We start from the raw sequence: 23,494 nt of genomic DNA on the forward strand, positions 1-23,494 counted from the left end.
TATACAATATACAAAAGGTTTAACAAAGGCTATCTTTAATATTTAGAGATATTAGATTTATAGTCGATACTTTACTTAATCGTTGTATCTTTGCACACCTTTATTCAAAAGATATGAGAACAAAGAGCCTGAAGAAAAATAAAATTAACGTAGTTACCCTTGGTTGTAGTAAGAATGTCTATGATAGCGAAGTACTTATGGGGCAGCTTAAAGCAAACAATAAAGAAGTTGTACATGAAGAGGAAGGGAATATTGTAGTTATTAATACCTGCGGCTTTATCGCAAATGCAAAAGAAGAATCTGTAAATACAATCCTCGAATACGTACAGAAAAAAGATGAAGGTGTAGTTGATAAAGTTTTTGTTACAGGATGTCTGTCAGAGAGATACAAACCAGATTTAGAAGAAGAAATTCCAGATGTAGATCAATATTTTGGAACTACTGAACTTCCAGGGCTATTAAAGGCATTAGGAGCAGACTATAAACATGAGTTGATCGGAGAACGATGTACTACTACGCCAAAAAATTATGCCTATCTTAAGATTGCCGAAGGATGTGATCGTCCATGCTCTTTTTGTGCCATTCCTTTAATGAGAGGGAAACATAAATCTACGCCTATTGAAGAGTTGGTAGTAGAAGCAGAAAAACTTGCCACGGATGGGGTTAAAGAATTAATATTAATTGCCCAGGACCTTACGTACTATGGTTTAGATTTATATAAAGAAAGAAAACTTGCCGATTTACTCAAAAAATTGGTAAAAGTTGAAGGTATAGAATGGATTCGTTTACATTATGCATTTCCTACTGGTTTTCCTATGGACGTATTGGAAGTAATGAAAGAAGAAGATAAAGTGTGTAACTATATCGATATACCTCTTCAGCATATAGCAGATCCTATATTAAAATCGATGCGTCGAGGTACTACAAAGGCAAAAACCACAAAACTTTTAGAAGAGTTTAGAGGTGCTGTACCCGAAATGGCAATTCGTACTACACTTATTGTAGGATATCCTGGTGAAACACAAGAAGACTTTGAAACTCTTAGAGATTGGGTTAAAGAAATGCGTTTTGAGCGATTAGGATGCTTTACATATTCGCATGAAGAAAATACTCATGCTTATAATCTGGAAGATGATGTGCCAGAAGAGATAAAAATGCAACGTGCAAATGAGATCATGGAAATTCAATCTCAAATTTCTTGGGAATTGAATCAACAAAAAATTGGACAAACTTTTAAGATCGTTATTGATCGCAAAGAAGGAAACTATTTTGTAGGTCGTACCGAGTTTGATTCTCCAGATGTTGATAATGAAGTGTTAATCGATGCTTCAAACTTTTATCTTAAAACAGGTGAGTATACTACGGTTAAAATAATTGAAGCAGAAGATTTTGATCTTTATGGAGAACCGATATAGTTCTAAAGATTAATTTGGATGATTTTTTACAAAAGAAAAAGGAAGCTTAGTGGTAAGCTTCCTTTTGTAATCTTAATAGGATCTTTTATTTTAGGGCTAACTCAAATACAAAGAGAACTATTATGATTTGGGGTATTATATATGATGTAAGATTATCCTACAGTGTTGAATTCTAAACCTCCATCAGTTTCGTTATACTGATCGATGATTTTTTCTTGGTCTGTATCTGGAGTTAAACCAGGGGTGTTTTCTCTTGATAATGTTGCATCTTCAAATGATTCTGCTTCACAAGAAAAAAGTGCAATAGCTATAACTAGTAGAAGTGGTAATTTTTTAATCATCTTTTTTAAATTTTTGTTTTTTTTTGTTCGTTAAATTCGGCGGCAAATGTATGTAAAATAGTAAAGCAAAATCTTAAAGATTTACTAATGAAAGGCTTGTAATCTATAGGGATAGTGAAGTGTGAATTAAGAAGTTTGTAACGGAGTTAAGGGAATGACTTCGGAAATAATAACACTCTAAAGGAATCGAGTGAGTTTTGTTTAAATTTTGATCAATTTTATTGAAAAAAAAGAAATCTAAAAAAGGGTTTAAAAACCAGTATTATTAACAATTTGATAACATTGGGGCTATTTTTTAGTTTAGTATTGATGTATATTCAGTGTAACGTATGTTTAATTGATAATAATTCATTTTATTGATGATGAATATGTCGCCTTCTTAATAATTGTGAAGAGCATAAATTGATTTCATAATTTACAAAGCTTTATGCATTTAATATAGTCAGTTTTTGCCAGATTTTTCTACTTAAGCCTGTAGTGAGAATTTCAATTTCATTTACAGCTCTTACAACAGATTCATCGGGCAAGCTTTGAGAATATAGTGCAGCAACTTTTCCAATAAGCGCTGCAGTTTCAGAACAGTAATCAAGATAGCGTTGAAGTTCAAACTTTGTAAGTGATCGTTTTGGAGAATTTTGTGTTGCAGTTTCGGGTAAATCTGCTACATATGGATCTTTCGTTAATTGATGCATGTCTATAACGTGTGCAATTACTCGCAATTGATTTAGAGAAGTAAGAGCTCGTTTCGTTTTTAATCTTGATTCCAGAGATATAAGAAAAAATATTGCTGCACCAATCAATATAATGTCGTTAAATATAGCCTCAGAAATTGTAACCACATTGGCCAATGTAGTATTTTCGATTTCTAGATCTATATATGTAATACTATAAAGTAGTCCTCCAAGACCAATTAATATAATTAGATAAGAACATATTCTTAATGCAATATTTGGGGTAGAAATCCAGTCAATATTGCGTTTACTTTGTTGAGCGACATGTAAGAATTGGAGGCAAACATCTTTAAGAGAAGATTCGGGAAAGCGATCTGAGATTCGCTTTTCTAATAAATCAATGGTTTTAATAATCTTTTCTGGTTTTAAAACTATCGCTTCATTCATAAGCGGCAATATATATAAAATATTAAACTAAAAAAGCACACAAAACGATTTTAAAGTCGTTTTGTGTGCTTTTAAATACATCTTTTATAATAAAAAGTTTAGTTTACCGGAAAACCACGATCTTTCATCAAAGCTTCGATTTTAGCATCACGTCCTCTAAATTTTTTATATGCTTCAGCTGGATCCATAGCGTTACGTGGTGCAAATAAGTATTTTACTAGTTTAGAGGCAACTTCTTTATCATAGAATCCTCCAGGGGCTTCGGCAAAAGCTTCTGCAGCATCCGAAGTTAATACATCAGCCCACATATAACCATAGTATGCCGTTGCGTACCCTTCACCCGAAAAAACATGCCCGAAATGCGGTGTTCTATGACGCATTACGAGTTCTTTTGGCATTTTGAGTGCTGCCAAAGTTTCTCTTTCAAATGTGTCTATATCTATGTTACTTGGATCGGCCAGATGTAGCTTCATATCTATAATTGCAGAGGCTAAATATTCTGTTGTAGCAAAACCTTGATTAAAAGTAGCAGCCTTTTTTACTTTATCAATTAACGATTTTGGCATTGGCTTTCCTGTCTTATGGTGCACCAAATAATTGTCAATTACTTGATCGGTAGATAGCCAACGTTCTAATAATTGTGATTGAAATTCGGTATAATCTCTTACACCACCGTTTAATGTAGGATATCTTACTTCAGAAGAGAAAAAGTGCAACGCATGACCAAATTCATGAAAAAACGTTTCGGCGTCATCCCAAGAAACCAATACCGGTTCTCCAGGAGCTGGTTTTACAAAGTTTGAGTTATTTGATCCTAATACATTTTTTTTACCGTCAAAAGTTGTATGGCTTCTATATGTTGTTGCCCAAGCGCCTGATCGCTTACCCGTTCTGGCAAAAGGATCGAGGTACCAAAGTCCAATATGTTCTCCTGAAGTTTTGTCGTTTACTTCCCAGACTTTTACATCTTCATGAAATACAGGAACCTTTCCTGGTTCTGTAGGTGTGAATTTAAAATTGAATAATTCACCAGCAACAAAGAACATGGCTTCTCTTAGTTTATCTAGTTGTAGGTATTGTTTAACTTCGTCAGAATCGAGGTTATACTTTTTCTTTCTAACTTTTTCGGCATAGTAGCGATAGTCCCAAGGTTCAATAGTAATCTTATCTCCATTGGCACTAGCTATTGATTGCATATCTGCCACTTCTTCTTTTACACGTGCAATAGCTGCAGGCCAAACGGCATTCATTAATTTATTGGCATTTTGGGGGTTCTTTGCCATTCTATTCTGTAATCTCCAATCGGCATAATTTTCATACCCTAATAGAGCAACACGTTCTTTTCTTAATTTTAAAATTTTGGCAATATTTTCATTGTTGTCGTATTGATCTCCATTATCTCCTCTAGAGTAATAGTTCTTCCATACTTTTTCTCGTAATTCTCTCTCGGTAGAATAGGTGAGAAAAGGATCCATAGAAGAACGAGTATTGGTTATTGCGTATTTTCCTTCTTGACCACGATCTTTTGCTGCTTTAGCATACGATTTGATTAAAGATTCAGACAAGCCTCCCAACTGATCTTTGGTAATGTAAGTGACATATCCTTCTTCATCGGCCAATACATTGTTAGAGAAACTGGTATATAATTCTGATAATTCTTTATTAATTTGAGCATAGCGTTGTTTTTTTTCTTCATCTAACTCTGCTCCTCTCATGGCATAATTTTCATATATAAGTTGAACCACTCTTTGTTGGTCATCTTCAAGTGGAGTCTTTAAAGAGTTTTCATAAACCGCTTTAATACGTTGAAATAATTTAGTGTTTTGAAAAATCTTTGATCTAAATTCGGATAATTTAGGAGCCATTTCTTTTTGAATTTCTCTAAATTCTGGAGATGAGGTGTTACTTCTTAAAATTCCGTAATATGTAGAAACTCGGTCAAATTGTGCACCAGATTTTTCCAATGCTACAATTGTATTGTCAAAAGTAGGAGCATCAGGGTTATTTACAATGTCTTTAATCTCCTTAAGATTGATTTCCATTGCTTTTAATAATGCAGGTTTAACGTCGGTAATATTCATCTTATCAAATGCAGGAGTGCCTCCAAAAGGACCGGTCCATTCTGCAAGTAATATGTTTTCCGTTTTTTCTGATGTCATTGCTTTTACAGGTTCTTTCTTTTGATTACAACTAGAAATAAGGACAATAAGAGATAGTGTTATTGTCTTCAGGGTAATTGAAATATATGAATTGCTCATGAGTATTTATTTTAAAGTCTGAATTTATTATTGTTTGTCAAAAAGATAGCGTTAACAAAGAAAAGCTTTCCATTTTCCCAAAAGGATCTAAACAGCGGATTATCTACCATGTATATGATACTTCCGCTTCCAATTCTGGTTTCACCAAAAACCAAAGAATTATTCAGGTTTTTTAAAGCGTCTTTTCCTGCAAAACCCGATATGTTTTTTGGAGCTTGTATATAGGCTATATTATATCCCTTTTTGAGAAGTTTGTATGAATTGCTTCCTAACTTAAGACTAAAATAAGTGTCTTCATATCCAAAAGCCATTGGGTGTGAGGTGTCTACTTTGGTTTTAAAAATACTACCGGTAATAAAATCTTTTACACTCTCACGCTCACGTTGGTCATATGGAGTAAGATTGCCAATAGAATCTTTTTTCTTCTCTTCCGGTTTGTTTTTTACAAGTTCAAAACCTTCTTTGCTAACAAAAAAATCTACAGCATTAGCAATAGCAATTATTTTACCACCATTTTTTGCCCATTTATTTACTTGTTGCCATATGTTTTCTTTACTTAAAAAATCACTATACCTACCATTAGGTATAATTAATACATCGTATTTGCTTAGATTAATTTTTTCGAAATAATCAGTATCTATTGATGTGATAGGAAACTTGAGTTGTTGTTCGAAGAAATGCCATATTTCACCATAACTTAATGATGAAGTATGATTTCCCTTTAATACCGCTACACGTGGTTTATTAATTAGTTTTACATCTGGAGAGCCAAAATCAACTCCTGAGGAAGCAAAACTAGATGGCGCCGCATGTAGTTTTCTATGATGCTTGTTTGCAATATCAGTAACAACTTTATCATAATTTTTGATCTTGCGATTATCACTTTTGGTAATCACTAGACTTCCTTTTTTGAAATTGATTCCATTGTTGGAAAAATCTTTCTCGCTGAAACGCACTCTAACATTATTTTGTAATAAATCTGCCATAAAAACAGCATCGTTCAAGCTGTTCCATTTTGCGATATATCCTGCTCCTGAGGGTGTGGTAGTATTGTTTATATTATTTTTGGTCTTAGCGTTTTTTGCTGGAATTAATGAAGAAGATGCAATTGCTTCTAGACCATATGCATGAGGTACACTCCATGCAGTGATATCATAGGTAAGAGGATTACTTAATTTTGCATTAGGTTCAAAAAGAACTTTTACCATTTTCCCTTTTGGCTGATTGGTACTTACTACCAAAGCACCATCTGCATTAATACTTCCTGATTTATTATCTCTAAAATTAAATCCTGAAACCTTGGATGTATTGGTGAAACCATATTTTATGTCGTGTTTATCAAGCAACTTTGTGAGTGCATTGATCTTGTCAGATTCACCTTTCAGTACATAGCTTTTATATTTAAGATTTGAGTTGTTAAAAAAACTATTGAACTCTGTATTAAGTTTTGTGGCATTTTTTGAAGAAATCTCTATTGTCGATAAGCCAGTTGTGGTATGATGTAATGCGCGATCTTTAAGAGTAAGTACATATCCTTCATCGGTTTGAATGCCTAATCCAGCACGACCATGCCCGGCTTGTTCATAGGTCATCCCGATGGCTCCCATAAACGTAGGATATGTGTCACCATAACTGGGGTATAATAGATCAAATCGTTCACGAGTAAAGAATAACCAACCTTCCGCATCAAAATATTTAGCGTGATTTTTACCTATTTGAGTCTGAAAATCCCGCTGCCATGGAGTGATAATTTCATGAAAAGGTTCTGCGGCAGGAGCAAAGTAATAAGGTTCATTAATACCTTGTTCGTGAAAATCTACATGAATATGAGGCATCCACTGATTGTATATTTTTAAACGCTGTTCTGATTCTGTCTGCGTTGCCCAGGCCCAATCTCTATTTAAGTCAAAAAGATAGTGATTTGGTCTTCCTCCAGGCCACGGTTCATTATGCTCTGTAGCATTTTGATCAATATTATATGGTGCGGCTTTTGTCTGATTATACCAATTAACATAGCGATCGCGACCATCGGGATTTATGCAAGGATCCATAATCACTACTGTGTTTTTGAGCCAATCAGATTTTTTATTAATCAATTCATAAATGGTTTGCATAGCGGCTTCTGTGCTGGAGGCTTCATTACCATGTACATTATAACTTAACCAAACCACAGCGATGTTTGGAGATGCATCTCCCTTTACAATCCCTGTGTTTTTAAGATGATCCAGTCGTATATTCTCAATTTTTTTTAAGTTTTCTTCTGAAGAAATAATAGCATAGGTTAGTGGTCTTCGTTCATTTGTTTTTCCATAAGTGTGATATGTAACCTTGTCGGAGTGGTTAGCAACATGAGAGAAATAATTAATGACATCATTATGACGTGTAAATTGATCGCCGATAGCATAACCCAAAAATTCAGAAGGTGATTGTAATTTGTGTTGTGAAAATGTAGCAGAATTTATTACGACAAATAGCGTAAATATTAGTTTTTTCATTGACTGATTAAAATTTTAAAGCGGTAAATTACCGAGTTAAATTTAGGATATAATCTGTATTAACTAAAATTTAGGATTTACAATCACAATCTAATGTATATTTAACGTCTAAAAAAAGTGTAGTATATGCCTAGTGACTGTATTCCCTTTAGAGATACGAATTACTTTTCACCCCTTATTTGTGATTATTTAGATCAAAAAGCTGAATTACAGCCTTTTTATAATCGCTTTCCCGAGATACAAAATTTTGAAGCTCAAATCGCAGAGAAACAACAATCGTTTTCTAATGAGCATAGAAAAGTATTGGTTAATGCGCTAAAGGAACAATATCATAATTTCGATTGTTCTAAAACGACATTGAAAAATGTAAATTTATTAGAGCAATCCTCAACGTTTACCATTACTACGGGTCATCAATTAAACCTTTTTACGGGTCCACTATATTTTTTGTACAAAATTATATCGACCATAAATCTTACTAAGGCGCTAAAAGAAAAACACCCTAATTATGATTTTGTGCCAATATATTGGATGGCTACAGAAGATCATGATTTTGATGAGATTAATTATTTTAACTTATCAGGGAAAAAGATACGGTGGAATCGCCCTGATGGCGGAGCCGTTGGTGTTTTTGATACTATGGGCTTAGATAAGGTTTTTGAGATTTTTTCTTCTGAAATTGGCTCAGGAAGAAATGCCGAACAACTAAAATCACTTTTTAAGAATGCGTATATAACTCATAATAACCTTGCAGATGCTACCCGATATCTTGCTAACGAGTTGTTTGGTGATTATGGTTTGGTTATTGTTGATGGAAATGATCATGAGTTGAAACGACTGTTCATTCCATATATCGAAAAAGAACTTGAGCAGGTTTCTTATCGAACAGTAATGCGAAAAGCGAATGAACTGGCTAACCTAGGGTATAAAGTACAGGTTAATCCTAGGGAGATTAATTTGTTCTATTTGTCAGAAGGGCTACGAGAACGAATTATAGAGAAAGAAGGGCAGTATTTTGTTAACGAAACTGATATACAATGGACAAAAGATGATCTTTTAAAAGAGATTGCTGAATTTCCAGAAAAGTTTAGTCCTAATGTAATGATGCGGCCCTTGTATCAAGAAGTGATTTTACCAAACCTATGTTATATAGGTGGGGGAGGAGAGTTAGCATATTGGTTTGAGCTAAAGGATTATTTTAAAGCGGTCAACGTCCCTTTTCCTATATTGTTATTGCGTAATTCGGTATTAATTCAAACAAAAAAACAGGCCGAAAAAATTGAAAAGCTCCATATATCAGATATAGAATTGTTTCTAAAACAACATGAATTGATTAATCGGAAAGTGCGTCGGATATCTAATATCGATATTAATTTTAACCCACAACGTAAACATCTAAAAGAACAGTTTGAAGCCATGTATCAATTGGCAGAGCAGACCGATGTTACTTTTAAAAATGCGGTAAAAGCACAAGAGGTGAAGCAGCTTAAAGGATTAGATACACTTGAGAAACGTTTGCTTAAAGCTCAAAGACGTAAGTTGAGTGATCATGTTAAACGATTAACTACCCTCCAAAACGGGTTGTTTCCTAATCAAAGCTTGCAAGAGCGTATTGTTAACTTTTCTGAAATGTATTTAGAGTATGGAGAAGATCTAATTCCGATTTTAGTTGAAAATCTGGATCCATTAAAAGGAGAGTTTCTCGTCTTGAAGATGTGAGAATTAGATGAAATATCAATTATGGCACTAGATAGGTGCCATTCCAACGATCGTCTTCTCTTTTAAATAATACTCTAATATGATTAGGGCGTTGCAAGCGTAAAAATTCTATACGACGCGGGATTATCTTGATTGCAGAGAAAAAATGTTTGTCTTCTAAAAAATCAATCTCATCAGGATCTTTTATCTCTTTACCCGGAGCTAATTCTGTCGTATAATCTCTTTTAGATTTTTGCGGAATCTGATCCCAAATCTTTTTTAAGGTGCTATTGTCTTTTATGATTTCTGCCCTAGCGCGAATGGATAATTGAATAAGCCGTTTTGAGTCCATAAAAAGGAGACTTACTTTGTTTTGTTCGTTAATGTGTGTGATTTTTTTTGACCTTTGGTCTGTGTAGACAATAAGATTCAGTTGATCATCTATATCTCTTAAAACGACAGTTCTAAGTCTTGGTGCTCCATTAATATCTGAAGTTGCTAAAGTAAAATATCGAAAAGGATGTCCTGCAGTTTTAGACGCATTTTTAAGGTCATTACAAATAGAAGAGAAGATAATGTTGGTCATAAAACAGGTTAGTTTTAGTTGGCATTCTAAAGTTAGTTAATTTTTAAATGCATTGTTTATGCTTTTACCTTCTAAAAAGAAAGTTAATAACTCACTCTATTCGTTAAAGCAGGTTAATTTTTAACAAAAAACATTAAAAAACTCTATGACTTAAATAATCTTTGAAAATTATCTCATTCAGTATTTCAGGGTTATCAATTTAATTTTATTTTTGCCTATGCAAAACAACAAGGTACTTATTTTAGACTTCGGGTCACAGGTAACACAACTTATTGGGCGCCGTGTGAGAGAGCTCAATATTTATTCAGAAATACATCCATACAATAAACCACCAAAGGATATTGATAGTTATAATGCCGTAATATTATCGGGTAGTCCGCTATCTGTACGAGGAGATAATGCAGCTCATCCAGATCTTAGTGAGATACGTGGTAAAAAACCACTACTAGGGATTTGTTATGGCGCACAATACCTCGCTCATTTTGGGGGTGGAGAAGTAGCAGAATCTAATACGCGTGAGTATGGGCGTGCAAATTTGTCTTATGTCAATAATAATGAGCTATTTCAAAATATATCTGAAGGATCGCAAGTTTGGATGAGTCATAGTGATACTATTAAAAAATTACCAACAAATGGTAAGCTTTTAGCAAGTACCCATGATGTTGAAAATGCTGCTTTCAAAATTGATGGCGAAGAAACCTATGCGATTCAATTTCATCCTGAAGTATATCATTCCAAAGACGGTACAGAACTTTTAAGGAATTTCTTAGTTAATATTGCTGGTGTAGCTCAAGATTGGACTCCTGATTCTTTTGTAGAGGAAACTGTAAATAGTTTAAAAGAGCAGTTAGGAGATGATAAAGTTGTGTTAGGACTTTCGGGAGGCGTTGATTCTTCAGTTGCTGCTATGTTGTTACATAAAGCTATTGGTAAAAACCTTCATTGTATTTTTGTTAATAATGGTTTACTGCGTAAGAATGAATTTTCTACGGTATTAGATCGTTATGAAGGAATGGGGCTAAATGTTAAAGGAGTAGATGCTTCGGCACGTTTTTTGGAAGCTCTTGCAGGAGAAAGTGATCCAGAAAAAAAGCGCAAAGCTATAGGGCGAGTTTTTATTGAGGTTTTTGATGATGAAGCACACGCCATTGAGAATGTTACTTGGTTAGCACAAGGAACAATATATCCAGATGTGATAGAGAGTGTCTCTGTAACGGGTGGACCAAGTGCTACAATCAAAAGTCATCATAATGTAGGAGGATTACCTGATTATATGAAACTGAAAATAGTTGAACCCTTAAAGATGTTGTTTAAAGACGAAGTACGTCGTGTGGGAGCATCAATGGATATGGATAAGGAGTTGCTTGGGAGACATCCTTTTCCGGGGCCAGGATTAGCTATTCGAATACTAGGAGATATTACCAGTGATAAAGTTCGTATTTTGCAAGAAGTTGATGCTATCTTTATTAATGGATTAAAAGAAAATGGTTTATATGATAAAGTTTGGCAGGCAGGTGCAATTTTATTGCCAGTTCAAAGTGTTGGAGTAATGGGTGATGAGCGTACTTATGAAAATTGTGTGGCACTTAGAGCCGTTGAAAGTACCGATGGAATGACCGCGGACTGGGTAAATTTGCCATATGAATTTTTACAAAAAACCTCTAATACAATAATAAACCGTGTAAAAGGCGTTAATAGAGTAGTGTATGATATAAGCTCTAAGCCTCCTGCAACTATAGAGTGGGAATAGTAGAGTTACACAGAGTTTTTAAAGTTAGGGAATAAAAAAAAAGCGACCGAATGAAAAAGTATTTATTAATCTTTCTATTATTAATAATAAGTAATATCGCTTTTGCGCAACAATATAAAAGTCATAAAGTTGCCAAAGGGGAAAATGTATATAGAATAGCCAAACGATATAATACAACTCCAGAGGCTATATATAGAATTAACCCAACAGCCAAAGATGGAATTAAAGAAGGTGAAATCCTGGCGATTCCGGTTACCGATGATCAAGAATATAAAACACATATAGTTGAAAAAGGGGATACCGTGTATAGTTTGTCTAAACAATATGGTATAACCGTTGAGACGATATATATTCTTAATCCAGAGGCTGTTAATGGTATTAACATCAATCAAATCCTTAACGTAGGAAAAATTGAGAAAAAGGACCCTACGGCTATTGACGGATCGTCAGAACAAGGTAAGGATTCGGTATTAGATAGTCTAAAAGCAACTCCAGAAGAGCGTAGTATTATTCGTTTTATAACTCACAAAGTAAAAAGAAAAGAGACATTATATGGTATTGCCAAAAATTATAAAATCACTGTTGAAGATATAAAAAAGCACAATAAAAGATTGTATTCCGAGCAAATCAAAAAAAAGGATAAAATCAGAATACCTGTATATGCTAAAACTCCTACAGTAAAAGATACCGTTGTGGATACCGCAGTTAGCAGGTTAACCACTACCACAAAATACATTGTGCAACCAAAGGATACCCGGTATGGTATTGCACGAAGACATGGTATCACTATTGGCGAGTTAGAGAGACTTAATCCTAACATGGATACTGATTTTCCTATAGGGATGCAAATTACAGTGCCTACCTCTGTTTTTGTGCCAATAAAAGAATCAATACAACCTGGGTTTGAGTTATATGAAGTTAAGCCAAAGGAGACTATTTTTGGTATTCTAAAGCGTACTAGGATTTCTTCTGACTCTTTATTTAAAATGAATCCTTATTTACGAGAAGGGCTTAAGGCAGGTATGGTAATCACAATTCCTAAAGATACATTGGTGGTTGAAGATGTCTCTAAAGTAGGTAAGTATATCAATTTAGAGAATAAATTATACAATTTTAAACCTAAAAAACTGGCTGTAATGCTACCTTTTAGCTTGGATACCTTAGATCTTAATGCCAGACAACAAACCGAAGAGTATCTTAAAAGCAAACAAAGTCTACGAATTTCGTTGGACCTATATAGTGGGATTTTGATTGCTATAGATTCGGCTAGAGCAAAAGGAATTACAACAGAGCTTAATGTTTTTGATACTCAAAAACGTAAGAACAGAAAACATATAAAAGAGTTAATTGATCAAAATAGCTTTGAAGATACAGATGCTGTTATTGGACCGTTGTATCAATCTAACTTAGAAACCGTAGCTGCAGAGCTCAAGAAGTATAATACACCAGTGTTTTCTCCAGCATCGCGTAAAGAGTCGACAATGTATGATAACTTCTTTCAAACAAGGCCTACTAATGCAATGCTTCAGGATAGAATCTTATCATTTGTTGAAAAAGATTCGACGGATAAGAATATTGTAATAATAGTGCAGCAAGGAAAAAAACATGAAGGAATTAAAGAAAAACTTATTGCTAAATTCCCTGGAGCTAAAGTGGCTAAGATAGAAGAAGGAAACTACCTTTATGAAGTGCGACTTAATAAAGTTTTGGATAATGAAAAACCTAACTGGGTTTTTCTGGAATCAAATGATGTAGCCATGATAAGTAATGTAATCCCGTTACTTAATGCTAAATCAGAAAGTCATAAAGTAACCTTGTTTACAACAGATAAAAACAACGCGTTTGATGATGATAATATAAAAAATGAACATCTGTCAAAACTGCATCTGCATTATCCGTCTGTATATAGAGAATTTGATGATACTAATGAAAATGAGAAAGAAAAGACAGTTTCTCTATTTGTAACGAGGTATCGGAAAGCATATAATGTAAATCCTAGCAATTGGGCAGTGCGAGGATTTGATATTGCTTATGATGTTTTAATGCGATTAGGTACAGCAGATGATCTCTATCATGCGGTTTCTTTTGAAGGTACTACACAGTATGTTAAGAATAAATTTAATTACGATAAAAAGCTTTTGGGGGGGTATTATAACAAAGAAGTCTATCTTATTAAGTTTGATGATGATTTAAAGCTTTCAGTAGTTGATTGATTTATAGTTAGTGTTACACTTAGTGTAGCATAAAAAAAACGAAAAATTACAGTATCAATTTTTGAAAAATCAAAATTTATCACTAAATAAATATAGATATTTATAGAAAAAAAAAGATTTTTGTATATCTTTGATATTCTTAAGGTTACCTTCTTTTTTTAATAAAAATTTAAGAGATTTTTACCTTGGCATTATAATTGATTAAATAGCATTGTGTGGTATGTGATGAAGATGAACCACATGCATTGTTCAAAAAAAATATGCATAATTTAAAAAATACGTGTATATTTAGGAGCAAAATGGTAAGACTATTTTAAGGGATATTAACGGTATTTGCCCCATATTGTTATTCTAAGGCCTTGAAATAGAGGAATATTGACTTTTGGTTGGGCATAATTGTTACAATTATGATTAAATACTTTACTATTATTTTATTTTTATTTTTTGCCAACAATAATGGTTATGTCGGAAAGTTCTCATATACTGAAAGAAGCGAATTAGCTTGGTCAGATTTTAGAGGAAGACCACAAATAAGTAGTACTTTTGATGCAAGTGTTAATACTGGGATTACCTACCAATGGTCCTATGGTAAAGATAAAGATGATATTGAATTAAATTATCAAGTTGATAGCTTTTGCTATCCTTCGTTGTCCTGGGTAAAAAGAGGACAAATGTCGGAGCATCTTCTTTCTCACGAACAATTACATTTTGATATTTCTGAATTGCATGCCAGAATCATGAGAAAAAGGCTTAAAGAGTATAAGCCTGGGGGTAATATCAGAAGAGATCTTAATAAAATGTATAAATTAGTGGAGCGTATGAGGATTAATATGCAGGAACGATATGATGAAGAAACGAACCACTCAAAGAATGTTGCAAATCAAAAAAAATGGGAGAAAAAAATTCAAACCCTAATGTGGTATTATAGGGATTATCATAAATAATCTTTTCTCTTCTCTTAACTCAGTGGATAAGCAACTTCAAAAAGACTTCCTAATTAAACTCGCTCATACCAAAATGCCTTTTGGTAAATATAAAGATAGATTTCTGATTGACCTTCCAGAATATTATATTGTCTGGTATCATGGCAAAGGTTTCCCTAAAGGTTTGCTGGGGCAACAATTACAAACCGTTTATGAGCTTAAGTTAAATGGGTTAGAATATTTAGTAAGAAATATTCAAAAATTATAGCCTACATATTTACAAATTGATACCCTGCCAATTCGTTTTCTCTTAAATCAATTTCTGTTTCATTTAATAATATTCCATGTTCAATAAAGGCCTTTAAGTTTGCGAGCCAGAAAGTCCATCCGTTACTACACCCAAAATGAACTCTTAATTTACTTTCGTCATCAGTAGGAATGTCAAATTGAGTTAGCGTAATAATAGTTATATCATTCACTTTTTCTAATAGTACAGACACCTTAGAAGTTTCAAATGTAATTTCTATATAATTTTTTCCATTCGCTTCAAGAACCTTTCCTTCCTCTTTTCCATCCCAGTTGTGCCATTGCCAAATATAGGTGTCGCCTTTTTCAATATGTTCAAGTGGATTTCGAATTTCTCCTTCAGCATTTTTATATGTAGCTTTTTTTAAAAACCAAGAGGAGATTCCGTGTTCGGTGGCCCAAAGATCATATAGTTTTTCAACCGTGGTATGGATGTAAATTTTTTTGGTAAACGAATTCCATTCTAACTTTTCCATAATTAAAAATGATTTGATTGCTGTGAATCAATAAAAATAATAAAAAATGAACTTAATTAATATTAAATATTTGAATTTCAAATATTTACGTGTAATAGGTTTGATTTTGTAATGATTCTGTTACATTTAACTGAAGAAAATAATAAACAAAAAAGTGCTAGATCAAAATCTAGCACTTTAGATAAATTTTTATAACGGATATTTACGATATAGATTCGGTTACTTTAGAAAATATATCAACATCTACTTGGTTTTTTGTAAGATCTTCAAAAGTTTCCCTTTTGCGAATTAAATGCGCTTCTCCTTCATGCCATAATACTTCTGCAGGGCGGAAACGAGAGTTATAATTGCTAGCCATAGAGAAACAATATGCTCCGGCATTTTTGAATGCAATAATATCTCCTTCCGTGATTTCAGAAATTCTTCTATTTGTAGCAAAAGTATCCGTTTCGCAAATATATCCAACAACTGAATAAAATCGTTCTCTCCCATCTGGGTTTGATATATTGACGATCTCATGATGAGAGCCATAAAACATAGGTCTTATCAGGTGATTCAGACCGCTATCGATACCAGCAAAAACGGTAGATGTAGTTTGTTTTACAACATTAACATTTGCTAAGAAATATCCCGCCTCACTAACAAGAAATTTACCAGGTTCGAATCCAAGAGTCAATTCTTTGCCGTATTCTTTGCAAAATGAATTAAAGCGTTTTGTAAGTTTTTCACCAAATTCTTCAATATTGGTTTCGATATCTCCGGGTTTGTAAGGAACTTTAAAACCACTTCCGAAATCTATAAAGTCAAGATTTTTAAAGTTTTTTGCAGTCTCAAATAAAATTTCACTTGCATATAAAAACACTTCAACATCTAAAATATCACTCCCCGTATGCATATGTATACCGTTGATATTCATTCCTGTGTTTTCAACTATTCTCAAAATATGTGGAATTTGATGAATAGATATTCCGAATTTACTATCGATATGACCTACAGAAATTTTGCTATTACCACCAGCTAATACATGTGGATTAATACGAATACATACGGGAGTATTAGGGTGTTTGGTTCCAAATTGCTCTAAAATAGAAAGGTTGTCGATATTTATTTGAACACCCATTGCAGAAACTTCTTCAATTTCTTCAAGAGAAACACCATTTGGAGTAAAGATGATATCTTCTGGTTTTACACCTGCTAATAATCCGAGTTTTACTTCTTGAATAGAAACGGTATCTAATCCTGCTCCCAACGAATTTATTAACTTTAAAATAGCTATGTTTGAGAGTGCTTTTACTGCATAGTTTAATTTTACCCGTTTGACTTTTTTGAAGGCATCCGTAAGGCGGTTGTACTGTGAAGTAATTTTTGAGGAGTCGTATACATAAACTGGACTCCCAAACTCTCTAGCTACTGCTAATAAATTTTCATTTTCCATCGTGTCACAAATTTAAGCTTACGAAATTATCAATAAAATTAGAGATATTAATGTTTGACAACGAAAAAATCTACTACAACGATATATTTTCATAGTTTTAACTTGTGTTTAAGTGCGAACCAATGCGTTAATTAGTATTTTTAATAAAAAAAATGTTACCTCTATTTCCTTTACAAGCGGTAGTGTATCCAGGTGAGCGGCTTCCTTTGCATATTTTTGAAAAGAGATATCAGCAATTAATTGATGATTGCGATTCTGAAGGTATTTCTTTTGGTATTCCAACATATATAGATAAAAAACTAGAATATGGAACTGAGGTAAAACTTGATAAAATTGCAAAAAAATACCCAGGTGGAGAGAGTGATATTGTTTGTGTTGGGACGAGGATTTTTAAAATAAAAAGTTTCTATCAACAATTTCCTGGTAAATTATATGCTGGAGGTGAAGTAGAATTTCTTAAAGATTCGGATGGTGGTGCAGAAGAACTTCAAGAAGAGTTACTTAAAAATATTGCAATTCTTTATGTAGAATTAACAATTGATAACCCACCAGTGTTTAATATTCCTTTTGTTAGTTATCAAGTGGCTCATAAAGTTGGTTTAACCTTGCATCAGGAATATCATTTATTAAAGTTACGTAGCGAGTTTGAACGTCTCAACTATCTCTTAGGTCATCTAAAAATTACAATTCCTGTGGTTAGAGAAATGAATAAAGCGAGAGAAGTGATTAAGATGAACGGGCACTTTAAAAACTTTGATCCTTTAGATTTTGAAGACTACAAACTCTAGCGATTTTGTTTTAGAAGGACGTATTGCATTTCAAAATTTTTGTGCTGTATAACATGTTCACTGCCTTCTTTGTTTTTTAATACAAAAGATTGGCACAGTTACTTCACTTTTCCTATTTTTGGGACTCCTATAAAAAAGGCAAAATATAACATTATGAATTTACACGAATATCAGGGTAAAGAGATATTAAACAGCTTTGGAGTGCGTATTCAACGAGGTATTGTTGCGCAAAATGCAAATGAGGCTGTAGCAGCAGCAAAACAACTTACTGCCGAAACAGGGACAGGTTGGCATGTTATTAAGGCACAAGTACATGCTGGTGGTCGCGGTAAAGGTGGCGGAGTTAAGCTGGCTAAAAATCTTCAAGAGGTAGAAGAAATTGCAGAGCAAATCATAGGGATGAATCTTATTACGCCACAGACATCTGCAGAGGGTAAAAAAGTTCATCAAGTACTAGTTGCTGAAGATGTATATTATCCTGGGGATAGTGAGCCAGATGAGTTTTATATGTCTGTGCTTTTAAATCGTACTACTGGACGTAATATGATTATGTATTCTACAGAAGGAGGTATGGATATCGAAACTGTGGCAGAAGAAACACCACATTTGATCTTTACCGAAGAAGTGGATCCGTCTGTCGGGTTATTGCCTTTTCAGGCTAGGAGAGTAGCATTTAACCTTGGATTAAGTGGAGGCGCTTTTAAAGAAATGACCAAATTTGTAATGGCATTGTATACGGCTTATGTAAAATCTGATGCCTCATTATTTGAGATTAACCCAGTTCTTAAGACGAGTGATGATAAAATTATGGCAGTTGATGCTAAAGTTACTTTAGATGATAATGCTTTATATCGTCATAAGAACTATGTAGATATGCGAGATATTCGTGAAGAAAATCCAATCGAAGTTGAAGCTAAAGAAGTTGGACTTAACTATGTTGATCTAGATGGAAATGTAGGTTGTATGGTGAATGGTGCGGGACTTGCAATGGCGACAATGGATTTAATTAAACAAGCAGGTGGAGAGCCAGCAAACTTCCTTGATGTGGGAGGTACTGCAGATGCTAAACGTGTAGAAACTGCTTTTAGAATTATCCTTAAAGATCCTAATGTTAAAGCAATTTTGATCAATATCTTCGGAGGAATTGTTCGTTGTGATCGTGTAGCACAAGGAGTTGTTGATGCTTATAAAAATATGGGTGACGCAATTAATGTGCCTATCATCGTTCGTTTACAAGGAACAAATGCAGATATAGCAAAAGAGCTAATCGATAATAGTGGGTTGGATGTACAAAGTGCAGTTCAATTCCAGGAAGCTGCTGATAAAGTGCAGGCGGTATTAGCATAATAAAAGCAAAATTTATTATATATAGGAAGCGATCTGTCTAAGATCGCTTCTTTTTTTATCTAAAGAATTTATGAAAAACGAGAGTATAGAAAATATAGTAGAGACGTTAGGTATGAACCCCCATCCAGAAGGTGGTTTCTATAAAGAAACGTATAGAAGTAGTGGGGTTATTGCTAAAAATGGTCTAGAAAAGAGTTTTAACGGAGATCGTAACTATTGTACTGCAATATACTTTTTACTTACTTCAGATAATTTTTCGGCATTTCATAGGATTAAACAGGATGAAATATGGCATTATTACAAAGGCTCTTCACTTTATGTGCATGTGATTGATCCAAATGGTGAGTACAAAAGACATGTAGTTGGTGTAAATATTGAACAGGGCGAATCACCTCAATTAGTTGTTCCAGCAGGATGTTGGTTTGCTTCTAGTGTAAAAGATGTCGATGCGTTTTCCTTAGTAGGATGTACGGTTTCTCCTGGGTTCGATTTTGATGATTTTGAACTAGCAAAACGAAAGTCTTTAATAGAACAATTTCCTGAACACGAAAATATAATTACACAGCTCACCAGAAAGTAGTGGGGATTATTTTCCAATTAAGTAATTAATACTAACGGTTGCTAGATCAGAATCTGGAAACTTTGAGAAATATGTGGGATCGCTTTGAAGCCCCGTTTCTTTAATGACTTTTAAAAAAGATTCAATCTCAAGAATATATTGATCAGAAAAGCCGTGGGTGGCATCATAAGCTGTGGCTGCAGTTTTACCTATGTTGTTTGCAATAAGTTTAGGGTCAATAGTATGTAGCTCGATTACGATTAATCCAAATTGCGAAATATAAGGCACCCATTTTTTAAAGTGATCTTTTAGATTTCGTTCTACGTCATTATTGTCTAATCGCTTTCCTCTATATGCAAAGGCTCCAGAAGATTGACTTGGGCTGTCTAATGCAGATATAGGTTTACTCCAAATCCTGTTGTGATCTAAGAATGTTCTTACCGATAGAAGATCCTTCAATTCAATACTGTAATTATTTTTTAAATCTTTTTGTAATAAATCTGGGTCACTAATATCTCCCCAAATTACTTTAGCCCATATATCTGCTTGAATAAGATTAGCTCGGGTAACTTTTAAAGCAGCTTTGTTAAAATCGGCCCCCACCAAAAATAAAGGGTAGTCATCTAGGTGTTTTCCTCTTAGTGTTTTGGATTCAATTACTTCAAAAAGGTGAATCAAGAAAGCGCCATTACCACAACCCATATCCAAAATCCCTTTGGGTTGTTCATCTAGTGGTTTATTAAATAAACTGATGATTATTTCGTCAATTTTTTTGAAATAGTTGATATGTGCACCACCGCTTCCCCATACATTCATTTCGCGGTCAACATGGGTTTCGTTTTCTTCGGTTGAATTCCATAAGATATTAGGGTCACCAAATAATAATTCCTCAATTTTTCTAAACATTGGGATGTATGATACTGTAACGCCATACGCAGAAGCTCTTTTAGCAAAAAATAAACCCTTCTCTGTAAATGTATAATTGTTCTTAGATTTTATAAACCACCCTAAGTATGATAAAAACGAAAGTATTTTGTCAAAACTTTCCGGATGATGATGATACTCGTCTGCACTAAAAGAGGCTTCCATAAAATATTTATGAAACATACCTCCCATGCCAAGATGAACAGTGGTTGGGCCTACAAGAATACCTTCAATATGTTTTAAAATTTGATTCTGAATTTGAACAACTTTTGAGTTTTGATTTGATTCTAAAGAAAAACGATTCTGGTATTTTTGAAATAGTTTTTCTAATTTATGAAAAGGCTCAAGCTCAAATTTTCGGGGATGAAACTTTCCTGAGTACGCTAATAAATCAATAACATCTTCATATAAATAAAAGCTTTTGAAAGCAATTTCTGAATATTCATTACTGCTTACTTTTACTTCTTTCTGATCAACTTGATAGGTGAGCCAGCCTTGAGAAGCCAAGATTCGCAACGCTACATTAAGATATCCTTCATTAGCTTTAAAATTAGTTGCGATTTGTGAAACTAATGCTTCTTTGTTTTGTAAAAGATAATCTGTTACTCCGCTTTTGAATAACGAATAGGCAACTGGAGCTACAGCAATTCCATCCAAATGACGAAAAAGCTCTTCTCTAAACATTTGTTTTTCTGTTGAAGTGAGCATGAATACTTAATTGAGAGTGTTTTATTAGTCTCCACCAAATTAAGCATTTATTTTAGAAATTAAGAACTTGACTACGTGTTCTTATCCGGATTTTGTTTTTCTTTTTTATCAGGCATCGGACCTCTAAGATGAATGATAAGTCCATTTAAAAAATTACGAAGAATCTGATCTCCACATTCCATATATTTTGGGTGGTTTTCATTTCTGAAAATTGCTCCTAATTCACTTTTTGTAACTTTGAAATCCACAAGAGCGCATATTTTTACGATCTCATCGTCACGTAATTTGTGTGCAACCCTTAATTTCTTGAAAATATCATTATTTGTTAAACCCATAGAGGCAAAGGTAAGTTTTGTAAAGAGAATGTACAGTATTATAATTTGAAATTTACTATTTTCGGCAAAAAAAAGTAATTGATTTAATGTATAGTAAAGAGGAAAAATTGAGTTTGCTTTCTGAGATGATACAATTTGCAAAAGCAGATAAAAAGTTTAAAGAACAGGAATATAATTTTATACTAGTCGTGGCTTTGCAATTAGGGATCACAAAAGAGGAAATTGATCTTTTGATTGAAGAAGAAGTTGATAAGAAAAACCTTCAGCCAGAGTCTCAACGCATCCTTCAATTTCATAGATTGGTATTGCTTATGAATGTTGATCAAGAAGCTTCCTTTTCTGAGATTCATAAGATTAAAGAAATGGGATTGCAAATGGGATTGCGTCCAGAAGCAATAGATGTGGTTTTAGAAACAATGCATAACTATCCGAATAAAGTGATTCCGCCAAATGAGCTAATCTCAATCTTTACTCGTTTTTATAATTAATGCGCTTTTCAGTGTAAGCGACTTGTATCGGTAACTTTTCTGAATTGATTAGGCTTCTTGACTATGCCTTTTTAATGAAACAAATGCATTGTTTCATACTTGTAAATATGGTTTTTTTATTATTGCTATGCGTTAATGACATAATTTAAGTGCTTGAAAATGTGTTTTTTATCGATTTTTAACACATTTTGTCGAATTCAGGGGGTACTAAAAATTCTGTATCTGTAAAAAGTAATTTTAGATGTGTTTTATTTGTTATGTATAAAAGTACAATTATGTATTGTACTAATAATTGATGTCAGATTTTAAGTTGTAGTATTTGGGATCTTATGTTTAACCTTAAAAAGTAAGTGTATGAAAATTTTTTACGGAATTTTATTTATTGACCTTAAGGCGTTTAAAGCATTTGTTCAGGACTTACCTGCTGCTTGTAGTAATGCAATTCATAGGTAGTTTATTGGTTCTAATCCAATAAAAAAGAACGATTTATTTTTTTAGATTTTTTAGAGGGTATTTTAAAAGTGGAGATGTATATGTAATCATCCATTTTTAAGCTATCCTCTTCTTTTTGTCTAATTTTGTCATTAAACTACATAATAAAATGACATTTTGACACTATCTCTTCTTGTAAAAATGACAAAACGTCATTAAAATCGAAATGGAACTCAAATTGATATATGTAAAGCGAATCTAAAATTAAGATTAACCTTTAAAAAATATACAATGAGTTTAATAAAAAAAACAGACAGACTACCTTTTCTTTTTGATGATTTCTTTACTAACGATTGGTTAGGAGGAACAACAAGTGTAAGCAAAATTGGCTTTAATACTCCAGCGGTTAATGTAAAAGAAACCGATGAAGATTTTATTCTTGAACTTGCGGCTCCTGGGTTTGTAAAAGAGGATTTTAATATCGAATTAGATAATGATGTGCTTACAATTTCTTCTGAAATAAAATCAGAAAAAGAAACCAAAGAAAACGGTAAATATACTAGAAAAGAGTTTAACTATAGTACGTTTAAAAGGTCATTTAATTTACCCGATACTGTAGATGGAACAAGAATAGAAGCTTCTTATGAAAATGGAGTATTGGTAACGGTATTGCCTAAAAAAGAAGAAGCAAAAGTACAACCAAAGAGGTTGATTGAGATTTCATAATTTGATTTGAGATTTTATTTAGTTAGTTAATGTTACGAAAAACGCCTTTTATAGGCGTTTTTCATTTTTAAGATGTATCTCTAAAAGTATAGTGTATCAACATATAAAAAAGCTTTTTTATACTGTTTTGATCAAAAACTTGTACATAGGTAGATAAGAGTTTTCTATTTGTA

The 23,494-nt window shown here is 33.3% G+C and carries 20 protein-coding genes; 11 read left to right on the forward strand and 9 right to left on the reverse strand.

Going from position 1 to position 23,494, the window contains the following annotated elements; translation table 11 throughout:
• Positions 1 to 113: 113 nt before the first annotated feature.
• Positions 114 to 1,415 carry a 30S ribosomal protein S12 methylthiotransferase RimO gene (gene rimO, locus JJQ60_RS15690; protein WP_201922308.1) on the forward strand — a complete coding sequence of 434 codons (1,302 nt, stop codon included), beginning with the start codon at positions 114 to 116 and terminating at the stop codon, positions 1,413 to 1,415.
• A 152-nt stretch (positions 1,416 to 1,567) separates the two neighbouring features.
• Here rimO and JJQ60_RS15695 read toward each other — a convergent pair whose 3' ends face one another.
• The 4 genes from JJQ60_RS15695 to JJQ60_RS15710 form a co-directional block, all read right to left on the reverse strand.
• On the reverse strand, positions 1,568 to 1,756 hold the full coding sequence (locus JJQ60_RS15695) for a hypothetical protein (protein ID WP_201922310.1): 189 nt from the start codon (positions 1,754 to 1,756) through the stop codon (positions 1,568 to 1,570).
• A gap of 425 nt (positions 1,757 to 2,181) precedes the next feature.
• On the reverse strand, positions 2,182 to 2,874 hold the full coding sequence (locus JJQ60_RS15700) for a hypothetical protein (RefSeq protein WP_201922314.1): 693 nt from the start codon (positions 2,872 to 2,874) through the stop codon (positions 2,182 to 2,184).
• Positions 2,875 to 2,972: 98 nt separating this feature from the next.
• A complete protein-coding gene (locus JJQ60_RS15705; RefSeq protein ID WP_201922317.1) occupies positions 2,973 to 5,132 on the reverse strand; it encodes a M3 family metallopeptidase in 2,160 nt (719 codons plus the stop codon).
• Between the two features lie 11 nt (positions 5,133 to 5,143).
• Positions 5,144 to 7,627 carry a M14 family metallopeptidase gene (locus tag JJQ60_RS15710; protein WP_201922319.1) on the reverse strand — a complete coding sequence of 828 codons (2,484 nt, stop codon included), beginning with the start codon at positions 7,625 to 7,627 and terminating at the stop codon, positions 5,144 to 5,146.
• A 126-nt stretch (positions 7,628 to 7,753) separates the two neighbouring features.
• Here JJQ60_RS15710 and bshC point away from each other — a divergent pair, with 126 nt between their 5' ends.
• Positions 7,754 to 9,346, forward strand: a complete 1,593-nt coding sequence (gene bshC, locus JJQ60_RS15715) for a bacillithiol biosynthesis cysteine-adding enzyme BshC (protein WP_201922323.1) — start codon at positions 7,754 to 7,756, stop codon at positions 9,344 to 9,346.
• Positions 9,347 to 9,365: 19 nt separating this feature from the next.
• On the opposite strand, the gene JJQ60_RS15720 is transcribed toward bshC, so the two are convergent.
• Complete coding sequence (locus JJQ60_RS15720) at positions 9,366 to 9,911, reverse strand: pyridoxamine 5'-phosphate oxidase family protein (RefSeq protein ID WP_201922327.1); 546 nt, start codon at positions 9,909 to 9,911, stop codon at positions 9,366 to 9,368.
• A gap of 217 nt (positions 9,912 to 10,128) precedes the next feature.
• Here JJQ60_RS15720 and guaA point away from each other — a divergent pair, with 217 nt between their 5' ends.
• From guaA to JJQ60_RS15740, 4 genes are all read left to right on the forward strand, one after another.
• Positions 10,129 to 11,661, forward strand: coding sequence for a glutamine-hydrolyzing GMP synthase (gene guaA / locus JJQ60_RS15725; protein WP_201922330.1), 1,533 nt, complete (start codon positions 10,129 to 10,131; stop codon positions 11,659 to 11,661).
• Between the two features lie 50 nt (positions 11,662 to 11,711).
• Entirely contained in the window at positions 11,712 to 13,874 is a 2,163-nt protein-coding gene (locus JJQ60_RS15730; RefSeq protein WP_201922333.1) for a LysM peptidoglycan-binding domain-containing protein, read from the forward strand.
• 407 nt (positions 13,875 to 14,281) lie between these two features.
• Positions 14,282 to 14,818, forward strand: a complete 537-nt coding sequence (locus JJQ60_RS15735) for a DUF922 domain-containing protein (protein ID WP_201922335.1) — start codon at positions 14,282 to 14,284, stop codon at positions 14,816 to 14,818.
• Positions 14,819 to 14,840: 22 nt separating this feature from the next.
• Entirely contained in the window at positions 14,841 to 15,065 is a 225-nt protein-coding gene (locus JJQ60_RS15740; protein WP_201922338.1) for a DUF3820 family protein, read from the forward strand.
• Position 15,066: 1 nt separating this feature from the next.
• Here JJQ60_RS15740 and JJQ60_RS15745 read toward each other — a convergent pair whose 3' ends face one another.
• Both JJQ60_RS15745 and lysA read right to left on the reverse strand, forming a co-directional pair.
• Positions 15,067 to 15,579, reverse strand: a complete 513-nt coding sequence (locus JJQ60_RS15745) for an SRPBCC family protein (RefSeq protein WP_201922341.1) — start codon at positions 15,577 to 15,579, stop codon at positions 15,067 to 15,069.
• 202 nt (positions 15,580 to 15,781) lie between these two features.
• Positions 15,782 to 17,014, reverse strand: a complete 1,233-nt coding sequence (lysA, locus tag JJQ60_RS15750; RefSeq protein ID WP_201922344.1) for a diaminopimelate decarboxylase — start codon at positions 17,012 to 17,014, stop codon at positions 15,782 to 15,784.
• A gap of 152 nt (positions 17,015 to 17,166) precedes the next feature.
• On the opposite strand from lysA, the gene JJQ60_RS15755 reads away from it, so the two are divergent.
• From JJQ60_RS15755 to JJQ60_RS15765, 3 genes are all read left to right on the forward strand, one after another.
• Positions 17,167 to 17,802, forward strand: coding sequence for an LON peptidase substrate-binding domain-containing protein (locus tag JJQ60_RS15755; protein WP_201922348.1), 636 nt, complete (start codon positions 17,167 to 17,169; stop codon positions 17,800 to 17,802).
• 153 nt (positions 17,803 to 17,955) lie between these two features.
• On the forward strand, positions 17,956 to 19,149 hold the full coding sequence (gene sucC / locus JJQ60_RS15760) for an ADP-forming succinate--CoA ligase subunit beta (RefSeq protein ID WP_201922352.1): 1,194 nt from the start codon (positions 17,956 to 17,958) through the stop codon (positions 19,147 to 19,149).
• Positions 19,150 to 19,219: 70 nt separating this feature from the next.
• Positions 19,220 to 19,729, forward strand: a complete 510-nt coding sequence (locus JJQ60_RS15765) for a cupin domain-containing protein (RefSeq protein WP_201922356.1) — start codon at positions 19,220 to 19,222, stop codon at positions 19,727 to 19,729.
• A gap of 6 nt (positions 19,730 to 19,735) precedes the next feature.
• Here JJQ60_RS15765 and JJQ60_RS15770 read toward each other — a convergent pair whose 3' ends face one another.
• Entirely contained in the window at positions 19,736 to 21,340 is a 1,605-nt protein-coding gene (locus JJQ60_RS15770; RefSeq protein WP_201922358.1) for a class I SAM-dependent methyltransferase, read from the reverse strand.
• A 71-nt stretch (positions 21,341 to 21,411) separates the two neighbouring features.
• Positions 21,412 to 21,675, reverse strand: coding sequence for a DUF1456 family protein (locus JJQ60_RS15775; RefSeq protein ID WP_201922361.1), 264 nt, complete (start codon positions 21,673 to 21,675; stop codon positions 21,412 to 21,414).
• Between the two features lie 77 nt (positions 21,676 to 21,752).
• On the opposite strand from JJQ60_RS15775, the gene JJQ60_RS15780 reads away from it, so the two are divergent.
• Both JJQ60_RS15780 and JJQ60_RS15785 read left to right on the forward strand, forming a co-directional pair.
• Complete coding sequence (locus tag JJQ60_RS15780) at positions 21,753 to 22,163, forward strand: TerB family tellurite resistance protein (protein WP_317194021.1); 411 nt, start codon at positions 21,753 to 21,755, stop codon at positions 22,161 to 22,163.
• 723 nt (positions 22,164 to 22,886) lie between these two features.
• Entirely contained in the window at positions 22,887 to 23,321 is a 435-nt protein-coding gene (locus JJQ60_RS15785; protein ID WP_201922368.1) for an Hsp20/alpha crystallin family protein, read from the forward strand.
• Positions 23,322 to 23,494 lie beyond the last annotated feature (173 nt).

Source organism: Aquimarina mytili (assembly GCF_016735115.1).
GTDB classification, from domain to species: Bacteria; Bacteroidota; Bacteroidia; order Flavobacteriales; family Flavobacteriaceae; genus Aquimarina; species Aquimarina mytili.

Excerpts from the sequence above, each read along its gene's own strand:
- rimO (WP_201922308.1), top strand. The coding sequence starts at position 114 with ATGAGAACAAAGAGCCTGAAGAAAAATAAAATTAACGTAGTTACCCTT.
- JJQ60_RS15695 (WP_201922310.1), bottom strand. The coding sequence starts at position 1,756 with ATGATTAAAAAATTACCACTTCTACTAGTTATAGCTATTGCACTTTTT.
- JJQ60_RS15700 (WP_201922314.1), bottom strand. The coding sequence starts at position 2,874 with ATGAATGAAGCGATAGTTTTAAAACCAGAAAAGATTATTAAAACCATT.
- JJQ60_RS15705 (WP_201922317.1), bottom strand. The coding sequence starts at position 5,132 with ATGAGCAATTCATATATTTCAATTACCCTGAAGACAATAACACTATCT.
- JJQ60_RS15710 (WP_201922319.1), bottom strand. The coding sequence starts at position 7,627 with ATGAAAAAACTAATATTTACGCTATTTGTCGTAATAAATTCTGCTACA.
- bshC (WP_201922323.1), top strand. The coding sequence starts at position 7,754 with ATGCCTAGTGACTGTATTCCCTTTAGAGATACGAATTACTTTTCACCC.
- JJQ60_RS15720 (WP_201922327.1), bottom strand. The coding sequence starts at position 9,911 with ATGACCAACATTATCTTCTCTTCTATTTGTAATGACCTTAAAAATGCG.
- guaA (WP_201922330.1), top strand. The coding sequence starts at position 10,129 with ATGCAAAACAACAAGGTACTTATTTTAGACTTCGGGTCACAGGTAACA.
- JJQ60_RS15730 (WP_201922333.1), top strand. The coding sequence starts at position 11,712 with ATGAAAAAGTATTTATTAATCTTTCTATTATTAATAATAAGTAATATC.
- JJQ60_RS15735 (WP_201922335.1), top strand. The coding sequence starts at position 14,282 with ATGATTAAATACTTTACTATTATTTTATTTTTATTTTTTGCCAACAAT.
- JJQ60_RS15745 (WP_201922341.1), bottom strand. The coding sequence starts at position 15,579 with ATGGAAAAGTTAGAATGGAATTCGTTTACCAAAAAAATTTACATCCAT.
- lysA (WP_201922344.1), bottom strand. The coding sequence starts at position 17,014 with ATGGAAAATGAAAATTTATTAGCAGTAGCTAGAGAGTTTGGGAGTCCA.
- JJQ60_RS15755 (WP_201922348.1), top strand. The coding sequence starts at position 17,167 with ATGTTACCTCTATTTCCTTTACAAGCGGTAGTGTATCCAGGTGAGCGG.
- sucC (WP_201922352.1), top strand. The coding sequence starts at position 17,956 with ATGAATTTACACGAATATCAGGGTAAAGAGATATTAAACAGCTTTGGA.
- JJQ60_RS15765 (WP_201922356.1), top strand. The coding sequence starts at position 19,220 with ATGAAAAACGAGAGTATAGAAAATATAGTAGAGACGTTAGGTATGAAC.
- JJQ60_RS15770 (WP_201922358.1), bottom strand. The coding sequence starts at position 21,340 with ATGCTCACTTCAACAGAAAAACAAATGTTTAGAGAAGAGCTTTTTCGT.
- JJQ60_RS15775 (WP_201922361.1), bottom strand. The coding sequence starts at position 21,675 with ATGGGTTTAACAAATAATGATATTTTCAAGAAATTAAGGGTTGCACAC.
- JJQ60_RS15785 (WP_201922368.1), top strand. The coding sequence starts at position 22,887 with ATGAGTTTAATAAAAAAAACAGACAGACTACCTTTTCTTTTTGATGAT.